Genomic DNA, 8,948 nt, shown 5'->3' on the forward strand with positions numbered 1-8,948 from the left:
TAGCTCTTTCGCTGTTTCTGACTCTTCCTAATTGTAAAAAACCTACCCTTGTGAGCTGCTCCCTACTCCCTGCTCCCTGCTCCCTACTCCCTAAAAACATGTACCTCACCTAATTAAAAACCACTATAATGCAATTAGTGGCTATATTAGGAATCCTAAATCAGTTGTCAAATGATTTAGGATTCCTATATATTTTTTATGGGTATAGCTTTTCCATTGTATAGTAGTACCAATGAAAAGGGTCACTGCAGTTATGGATACGGTCGTTATTCTAGCTTATTTTAATTTTTCAAAAAATAAATCCAGGTATATGGCTCTTGTCAAAGCACTAGCTTACTTAAGGGAAGACGTTGATATAATCCTGGTTTGTTATGGCTTAGATACTGACAGTATTTTTTCCTCGCAGAATCTTAAAATAATCAAGATTCCCTCTGCTTCTGTACTTTGGCAAAAAGAAAGATTCTATAACGTAGCGTTATCCCATTTGAATAAAGAGCATCAATATGTTATTTGGGCTGATGCAGATCTTCTTTTTACTAACAAGGGTTGGCAAGAGCAATTAAAAGAAAAACTGAAAAGCTACCGACTGGTTCAGATCTTCAATCGAGTCGAAGATGTAAAGCTTGAGAATGGCCATTTTTCTCTAACTGGACTTAGCCGCAAATCCGTGGTCACGACTTTCAATCGCGATATTACAGTTAAGGATTATTTCAGTAAAAGTGGCATCAGCTTAAGTCTTGGATGTAATCCGGGCTTTGGATGGGCGGCAAAGGCGACCACGATTAGAGAAATAGGCTTCCCCGACTTTATGATTTTGGGAGGTGGCGACAAGGTTTTATTGGCCTCTGCTATGGGATATCATTCGGTTTTTGTTAAAGCGCTTTTTTTAAATCATACGTTTTCTAATCTATATCATTCTTGGGGAGATAAAGTTTTTGATACCATTGAGGGACGAGTGTCTTACCTAGAAAATACGATTTATCATATTGTTCAGGGAGATTATAAAAATCGTCGCTATTCTGATCGCCACAAATTAATTCAGGACAATAGTTTTGCGATCGCTGATTATCTAAAAATTAATCAATGGGGAGCATGGCAATGGTACGATGAAAACAACGAATATGCTGTAAAAATAAGGAGATACTTTGATGAAAGAGGAGACTAAAGCATTTGAAATCGTCTTTTATGGAACTTCCGGTTGGTTTGACAGCACATCAGGTGCTACTAATTCTGTAGGGGTATTCGTAAATGATAGAGATATTGTTTTGTTCGACTTAGGCACTGGGGTTAGAAAAATAGACAGAGAAAGCGTTCGTGATAAAAATGTTACTGTTATGCTTTCACACCTACATTTAGACCACTGTTATGGGCTACATATTTTACCGATGTTCCAGCCCGCTTCTTTGACGATTGTTATCCATGAAAGTCTAAAGCATTACTTGGAGACTTTGTTTTCTTTTCCGTTTGTGAAGCCGAGAGAGCAACTAAAATTTCCGGTTGATATTCGAGTGGCTAAAGATACAAGCTTGAATTTCGATAATTTTACCATAAAGACTCAAGCCTTAAAACATAATACTCCAGTGATAGGCGCTCAATTGCAATTAGATAACAAATCTATTTGTTATTGTGTTGATACCATTTTATGTGATTCTCTCTTGAGTATAACTAAGGATTGTGATATTCTCATTCTTGAATCTTGCCCGGTTGGAGGAAAGAAAACAAATGGATTTCATCTTGACATAGAACAACTTAAGGCAGTGCTAACTGCTACTCATGCTGAGAAGGTGATCATAACTCATTTTGGCGCTCGACAGTATCCAGATCCTAAAACCAAAGAGTTGCTGTTTGCATCGATAAAAGATTTTCATCACAATATCGTTATGGCTTACGATGGTCTGATTATCCGGAGTTAATCCATGAAAAGGGATATAAGCAAACACTATATTATTATTGGTGGGATGAAATGCGGAACAACTTCGCTGTTTCATTCCTTGTCTAAAAACTGCCCATCAATCAACCCCTCGGTGGTGAAGGATACTAAATTTTTTGTGGATAGAGATAGAGGAGGCAACTGGGAAACAGGTATCGACTGGTATTTAGCAATGTTTCCTCCCTTAAATGGAATAAAGCTGGAGGCTTCTACCCACTATACAAAGTATCCAGACTATCCAGGGGTACCGGCGCGAATCAAGCAAGTCTTGAAAAACGTTAAATTGATTTATCTAGTTCGAGATCCATTACAGCGATCGATTTCCCATTTTTTTCATAACTTGTTAGTCGATAGAGAAAAATTGGATATCAATCAAGCCCTTTCAACTATTCGTAATAAATATATTAATTATAGCGATTATGCCCTACAGTTATCTCAGTATTATGATTATTTCGCTCCCGAAGATATTGTGATCATTAATATAGTCGAAGAAGAGTACCGAGAAAAGTCATTAGAAGCATTAAAGCATTTTTTAGGAATAGAAACAAGTAATCCCTTCGTGCTAGAGCGTAGCAACACTGTTAAAGACAACTTTGTTAAAGCCGATAAAAATATAAACATCGCTCCAGATATCATTAATTCCTCAGAGAATAACATTGAGCTAGCTTTAAAATTTGGCTTGAGCTATGATAATCTGATAAAAATGATTCAGCTTTGTAGGGAAAATGCCGTAAAGTTTCAAAACTATTATCCATTTACCATAAACCATTGGCTAGACAAGTATAAAAATTATTTACTGTATTAACTTTGATAATATTACAAATTTTAATCTTAAGATATACCAATGGTGATTGCCCCAAAAATAGTCTATTATCCTGATGTTACCCTTGACGATCTAGATGCGGGAGTTATTGTCGCTTATCCATTGCCCGATGAAACCCATGCTTATTATGCAGTCCCAAATTTCCTGATTATTGGCGCGCAGAAATGCGGCACTCGCGAACTGCATACCTGGCTCGATCAGCATCCCAATCTTAAAGGTGCGCCTGAAGAGTGCCATTTTTTTGATGAAGTAATAGATATTGAAACTGAATGGATACGCTATCTACTCAATCCTGCTTATTTACTGTCAAGAGACAAGGAGCAGTTGTTGTCTCGTTGTATTTATACATTTGAAAAAACACCAGCTTACTTAGACAAATGGAATCGAAGTGTGCCTATTCCCAAACTGGTTCGTGGAATGATGCCCTCTGGAAAATTCATTGTTTTATTGAGGAATCCAACAGCACGGGCTTACTCAGCTTATCAAATGGGAAGGGCAGAACAAGACGTGATAGGAGCCATTCCTGAATATGTCGATACTGATTTTGTCTCTTTGATTAAAAGACGATTGTCAGCAAGCCAACCCGATCCCTACGATCGCCTGCTAAGCGTAGGGCACTATGCCTTGCATTTGGAAACGTGGTTGAAATATTTTTCGCGAGAACAGCTATGGGTTGTGCTATTAGAAGATTTTCAGCGATCGCCTTTTGAAGTGATGGATAAAATCCTGACATTTCTAACATTGGCTCCCTTTGATTACCGATCGTTGGCTGAACAAAATTCCCGTGGCTTGTGGGTGCTTCGAGGGCAAGCTTCAAAAGGAAATGCTCAGCCCTACGAAGCAATTCCACAGGAAGCAAAAGCATTATTAGATGAGTATTATGCTCCTTGGAATAAAAAACTGAGGCAATTAATGCCAGATCTAGATATGAAATGGTGACAACTCGATATGCTTAATGAAAAAGAACGCTCTCAGAATCAAAAACTTTTGATTGCGTCGAATATTGCAATTATCCCTCTTATGACCAGTTTTGGTGCTATTGATGCCAGCTTACTTCAGTTATACGCAACCAGTATCCTCGGTTTGCAAGAAAGTCAAATCGGTTTTGCCATTGGTTTACCTTCCTTACTTATACCGCTACAGATTTCAGGTATTTATTTTGTAAAACGTTGGGGGAGTCAAACTACTCTGATGATTGGTTTTGCTTTACTATTTTTACTGCTACCATTAATGCTGATTGTGCCTATAGTGTATGGGAAAAATCAACTCTTTGGTTTTGCTTTTTTTTGTCTTATTATTTTGTTTATGAATATCGTTCATAATACTACAAAAGGAGTAGCTTTTCAACCCATAATTCGTGAATCTACGCTTCCAGAAGAGCGTGGATGGTTTTTTGGTAAAATGCGACTGACTGTGCATGGGTTTAATTTACTTTTTTTTGCTATTCTTTCTGTGACGCTAGGAGAAAAATTAGCACTACATGATTACGCATATATAGTTGTTTTGCTGATGATGTACTGTTTAGTTGCAGGACTCATAACTTATAAAATCAAAATTTATGAAAATAGTCAATCTCCCTATAAAATCAACCAGAATTTTTTAGATGATATCCGCGAAATATTTTCCAATAAAAAATACCGTTTATTAATAACTATTTTGACTTTATGTTTTCTTTCTTCTTTGCCCCTGTTTGTCACCTATTTAGCAATTGGGTTACAGCTTAATGCCAATTATATTTCCCAGTTAATTACATTAAATATAGTAGGAACTCTGACTGGGATAGCAATTTGGGGGCGACTCATAGATCGCATTGGCTTTATGCGTACCATATATATTATCGTCTTAATGCTGGCAACTGTCGGAGTACTATGGCTATTTGTGCAACCTATTGAATTGTCCTATGGTTGGTGGCAGTTGTCATCTCTCAGCCTGGTCTTAATTGCTATTATTACTGGTTTTTTACAATCGGGATTGAAAATGGCATTGCTGGTTGGGGTACACAATACTGCCACGGAGCGATCGGCAGTTACAGCATTGGCTTTCTTCAATAGTACCGGAATGATTCTAGGCAATATAGTACCTTTCTTTGTTGGATTTTATTTAAATTTTACATTAGGAGTATGGAGATTTTCTATGGGTGCTATTAATATTGACACTTATCAAATGATTGGTTTATTGAGCGCTTTATTGTGTTTGCTGAGTGCAGTGATGTGTTACCGCAACCGTCAGCTGACGATATAAGTCGATAGAGATGTTTCCTATCTTGGGCGATCGCCATTGGATCTAATATAGCACTACGCATTAAGCTTAGGACATTCCTAAACTCAGCAAACCTAGTCTTAGCTTACTTTTGACTTCTGACTTCTAACTTCTGACTTCTGACTTCTGCTATACCTCCAAATCCCAGAAGTCAGCAAGGAGGGTTAGTGGGTGCGATCGCCTCTACAAAACTGGCGGATTTATTGGCAACGGTATTCGAGGAGAATTATAGCGTTTATAGGACTCATGAGGTACAAATGGATCCCCCTAAATCCCCCTTAAAAAGGGGGACTTTGAGGTTAATTATTGTACCTCATACATGCAATTAACGCTATATATCAGCTACCAATCATTTGGCGTTGCTGATTCTGAGTATGGTTTCGCCCCCCTAGCCCCCCAATTCTGGGGGGAACAAAACTCTCAAGCGATGCAGCAAGGGAACAGGGGGTTTCCCCCATGAGCGACTGCATCAAGACAAGTCCCCCAAAATTGGGGGATTTAGGGGGCTTTAAGAAAACCAGATGATCGTCCATTCATTCCTTAATTCAGCAACGCCAATCATTTAGCAGCTTTGCCATCAAAAGAAGAACAATTTCCGCCCAACCCATCCACAATGGCACAGGTATTGCTAGTAATCATGCCANCTCAGCAAACCTAGTCTTAGCTTACTTTTGACTTCTGACTTCTAACTTCTGACTTCTGACTTCTGCTATACCTCCAAATCCCAGAAGTCAGCAAGGAGGGTTAGTGGGTGCGATCGCCTCTACAAAACTGGCGGATTTATTGGCAACGGTATTCGAGGAGAATTATAGCGTTTATAGGACTCATGAGGTACAAATGGATCCCCCTAAATCCCCCTTAAAAAGGGGGACTTTGAGGTTAATTATTGTACCTCATACATGCAATTAACGCTATATATCAGCTACCAATCATTTGGCGTTGCTGATTCTGAGTATGGTTTCGCCCCCCTAGCCCCCCAATGCTGGGGGGAACAAAACTCTCAAGCGATGCAGCAAGGGAACAGGGGGTTTCCCCCATGAGCGACTGCATCAAGACAAGTCCCCCAAAATTGGGGGATTTAGGGGGCTTTAAGAAAACCAGATGATCGTCCATTCATTCCTTAATTCAGCAACGCCAATCATTTAGCAGCTTTGCCATCAAAAGAAGAACAATTTCCGCCCAACCCATCCACAATGGCACAGGTATTGCTAGTAATCATGCCAATATAAGTTCCAGTATCACTCCCTTTTTCTCCTAGACCATCAACCAATAACTTTTGCTCTGAGAGTTTAACCTTTGCTTCTCTGGCGACAGTGCCAATAACCTTATCATTTGTTGTTACTTCGGCGAAAATTGTTGGTACCTTACTTTTCTTAATCTTCTGTACCAGTTCTTTCACCCGTGCTGCTGTCGGTGCTTCTTCTGCGCTAAGCCCTTGCAACGCATCAGAATCAGAAAAACCGTAAGCGTTAATGTAGTACCCTAGGGCATCATGGGTAGTAATTAGTTGGCGTTGCCCTTTGGGTATGGTAGCAACTTGTGCTTTTACCCAAGCATCCAACTGTTCCAGGTTAGTGGTTAGCTGTTTGGCATTCTTAGCATACAATTCCTGATCATCTGGGTTAACTGCTGCCAGTTGGCTACGAATTACTTCCACCATCTTGATAGCATGTTGGACATTATGCCAAATATGGGGGTCGGGCTCTAGTTCCTCATCACTCTGAGCGGATCCTGTCTTTTCTTCCTCATGGTCATGGTCATGGTCATGGTGATCCTTATGGTCATCCTTATGGTCATCCTTTTCTTGCTCGTGATCATCGTGGTGATGTGCTTCCGCCATAATTGGACTAGGCACAGCTTGATCATGCACTGCTATTTTAGGAACTGGTGTATTAGTGGCTTGAACTAATTTAATAATTTCTGGTTCAAAGTCGTAGCCACCGTATAGAACTAGTTGGGCTTGCTCTAGGGATTGGCGAGCTAAGGTGGTAGCTTTGTAGGTATGAGGGTCTTGACCTGGTTCGATTAGACAGGTCATATCAATGGTATCTTGGGCAATTTCTGTTGTTAAGTCACAAAGCACACTGTAGGATGCTACCACTAGTGGCTTCTCCCTTGATGAGGTTTCACTGCTTTGACTACAACCACCTAGTGCTACCCCAAAGGCGAGAGCACCACTAGCTAAGAGCGTCCGAAGTTTAACTGGTAAGGGTTTCAGCATAGATCAACCCGCTTAAATTTGTAGCTATCAAGAACAAGAATCATTTTACAAGGCTTAGGCTGAGAACGACAATCAGTTGCAGCCACGCTACACTATGATAGTGGTAGTCATTTTCACAAAACCTAATGTTAGAAGTCCATAACCTAGGAGTCTGTTACCGAGACACTTGGGCTATTTGTGATATATCCTTCTCCCTCCAGCCAGGACAATTAACTGGCTTACTGGGACCCAATGGTGCTGGCAAAAGTACTATGGTTAAGGCGATGCTGGGACTGATTCCAGCAGTGAAGGGGGTAGTGAAATTGGCAGCCCGTCCGCTCCGGAGTCAATTAAAACGGGTGGCTTATGTTCCTCAGCGATCGCAAATTGATTGGGATTATCCGATTACGGTATGGAATGTAGTCATGATGGGTCGTACAGTCCACACCGGTTGGTTTAGGTCTCCTAGTCGCCAATCTAAGGAAATTGTTAAGAATGCGTTAGAACGGGTGGGTATGTTCGAGTATCGCCACCGTCAAATTGGCGAACTCTCTGGTGGACAGCAGCAGCGGGTATTTTTAGCGCGGGCTCTAGCTCAACAAGCCGAGTTATTATTTTTTGATGAGCCATTTGTGGGCATCGACAAAAAGACGGAAGAGATTATTTTTGAGGTTTTTAGTGAACTTAAATCCCAAGACAAAACGTTGCTCGTGATCAGCCATGACTTAGGAGAAACCTTAGCTCATTATGATCAACTCCTCTTATTGAATAAGCAACTGATTGCTGTGGGTTCAAGGGCCCAAGTGCTGACACCAGAAAACCTGAGCAAGGCTTATGGTAAAGTGATGAGTTTGGCCGCAGCTTGAGGGGTGAGTTTTGAGTGCTTAGGTCTGAGTGCGGAGCGTGCTAACTCGGTCAGTCCCAAAGTCAGAGAGTAATACCTGTTAGGGTTCACTGTTCAGCAATGAACCCAACCTAATATATACTGATTCTTGCTGGGCTGGAAAATTGATCAAACAGGATATTACAGGACTCATGACTGACTCTCAAACTGGTCGGATGTTGCTTTCCCATAACTTTGAACTATCAGACGATAGTTTTCCTGAACTAAACCGGGAAGAATTTACTCAGGTATTTGCTGAAGGATTAAGTAACTATCCATCCTTAAAGTGTCGTAAGTTAGATCATCCCCATTGGATGGTTGAAATTTTATTCCCTACTCAAGAGCTTACCCCACCTCAAGTTGGAGAATTGTGCGCTCAAGCTCTAGACGAGAAGCGGATTAGTCAAAAAAAGGGGGATTTTCTGCCAGATATCTTAATATTAGGAGGTTTAAAGAAAACTCCACCCTTAAGTAATTCTCCTGATACTCTACAAACCGGAGAATGGGGCGTTGATGTTGTAGAAACCACCTCAGCCAATCAATTTTTAACAGCCCTAGGATGGGATGAAAAAACAGCTGGTAAAACTATTGACAATGTTTTCAAGATTGAAAAAATAAATAATACTGCATCCTAAAGTTACAGCAGTTTTAAATTGGGTGAGGTACAAATTATTTGCTTTTAGGGAGCAGGGAGCAGGATGAAATAGTTTGGAGGATTTTTGGTGTTATTGAAAATCCGCAAGGTAAGATTGTTAATGATATATTTATGTTAATGATATATTTATATAGCAATTATCTGTCTTGATGCAGTCGCTCATGGGGGAAACCACGGCAGTTGCTCATGGGGGGAACC

10 protein-coding genes are annotated in these 8,948 nt (G+C 40.3%); 7 read left to right on the forward strand and 3 right to left on the reverse strand.

Features of this window, described 5'->3' with window-relative positions; translation table 11 throughout:
* Positions 1-253 precede the first annotated feature (253 nt).
* The 5 genes from BJP37_RS30025 to BJP37_RS30045 are packed head-to-tail and all read left to right on the forward strand — an operon-like array spanning position 254 to position 4,994.
* Positions 254-1,165 (forward strand): hypothetical protein, encoded by a 912-nt coding sequence (locus BJP37_RS30025; RefSeq protein ID WP_143727865.1) that lies wholly within the window; start codon positions 254-256, stop codon positions 1,163-1,165.
* Positions 1,149-1,913 (forward strand): MBL fold metallo-hydrolase, encoded by a 765-nt coding sequence (locus BJP37_RS30030; protein ID WP_075904384.1) that lies wholly within the window; start codon positions 1,149-1,151, stop codon positions 1,911-1,913. Before BJP37_RS30025 ends, BJP37_RS30030 begins: the two co-directional genes overlap by 17 nt.
* A 3-nt stretch (positions 1,914-1,916) precedes the next feature.
* Positions 1,917-2,735, forward strand: a complete 819-nt coding sequence (locus BJP37_RS30035) for a sulfotransferase domain-containing protein (RefSeq protein ID WP_075904386.1) — start codon at positions 1,917-1,919, stop codon at positions 2,733-2,735.
* A gap of 39 nt (positions 2,736-2,774) precedes the next feature.
* Complete coding sequence (locus BJP37_RS30040) at positions 2,775-3,692, forward strand: sulfotransferase domain-containing protein (RefSeq protein WP_075904388.1); 918 nt, start codon at positions 2,775-2,777, stop codon at positions 3,690-3,692.
* Positions 3,693-3,701: 9 nt separating this feature from the next.
* Positions 3,702-4,994 (forward strand): MFS transporter, encoded by a 1,293-nt coding sequence (locus BJP37_RS30045; RefSeq protein WP_075904390.1) that lies wholly within the window; start codon positions 3,702-3,704, stop codon positions 4,992-4,994.
* Positions 4,995-5,350: 356 nt separating this feature from the next.
* Here BJP37_RS30045 and BJP37_RS44060 read toward each other — a convergent pair whose 3' ends face one another.
* The 3 genes from BJP37_RS44060 to BJP37_RS30060 form a co-directional block, all read right to left on the reverse strand.
* Complete coding sequence (locus BJP37_RS44060; protein ID WP_269087090.1) at positions 5,351-5,482, reverse strand: hypothetical protein; 132 nt, start codon at positions 5,480-5,482, stop codon at positions 5,351-5,353.
* A gap of 448 nt (positions 5,483-5,930) precedes the next feature.
* Positions 5,931-6,062: a hypothetical protein gene (locus BJP37_RS44065; RefSeq protein WP_269087091.1), complete on the reverse strand. Its 132-nt coding sequence runs from the start codon at positions 6,060-6,062 to the stop codon at positions 5,931-5,933.
* An 88-nt stretch (positions 6,063-6,150) separates the two neighbouring features.
* Positions 6,151-7,233 carry a metal ABC transporter solute-binding protein, Zn/Mn family gene (locus tag BJP37_RS30060; RefSeq protein WP_075904395.1) on the reverse strand — a complete coding sequence of 361 codons (1,083 nt, stop codon included), beginning with the start codon at positions 7,231-7,233 and terminating at the stop codon, positions 6,151-6,153.
* A gap of 125 nt (positions 7,234-7,358) precedes the next feature.
* On the opposite strand from BJP37_RS30060, the gene BJP37_RS30065 reads away from it, so the two are divergent.
* A complete protein-coding gene (locus BJP37_RS30065; protein WP_075904397.1) occupies positions 7,359-8,078 on the forward strand; it encodes a metal ABC transporter ATP-binding protein in 720 nt (239 codons plus the stop codon).
* Positions 8,079-8,247: 169 nt separating this feature from the next.
* On the forward strand, positions 8,248-8,730 hold the full coding sequence (locus BJP37_RS30070; RefSeq protein ID WP_075904399.1) for a DUF2656 domain-containing protein: 483 nt from the start codon (positions 8,248-8,250) through the stop codon (positions 8,728-8,730).
* Positions 8,731-8,948: the final 218 nt, after the last annotated feature.

The sequence above is a fragment of the Moorena bouillonii PNG genome (assembly GCF_001942495.1).
In the GTDB taxonomy this organism is placed as follows: Bacteria; Cyanobacteriota; Cyanobacteriia; order Cyanobacteriales; family Coleofasciculaceae; genus Moorena; species Moorena bouillonii.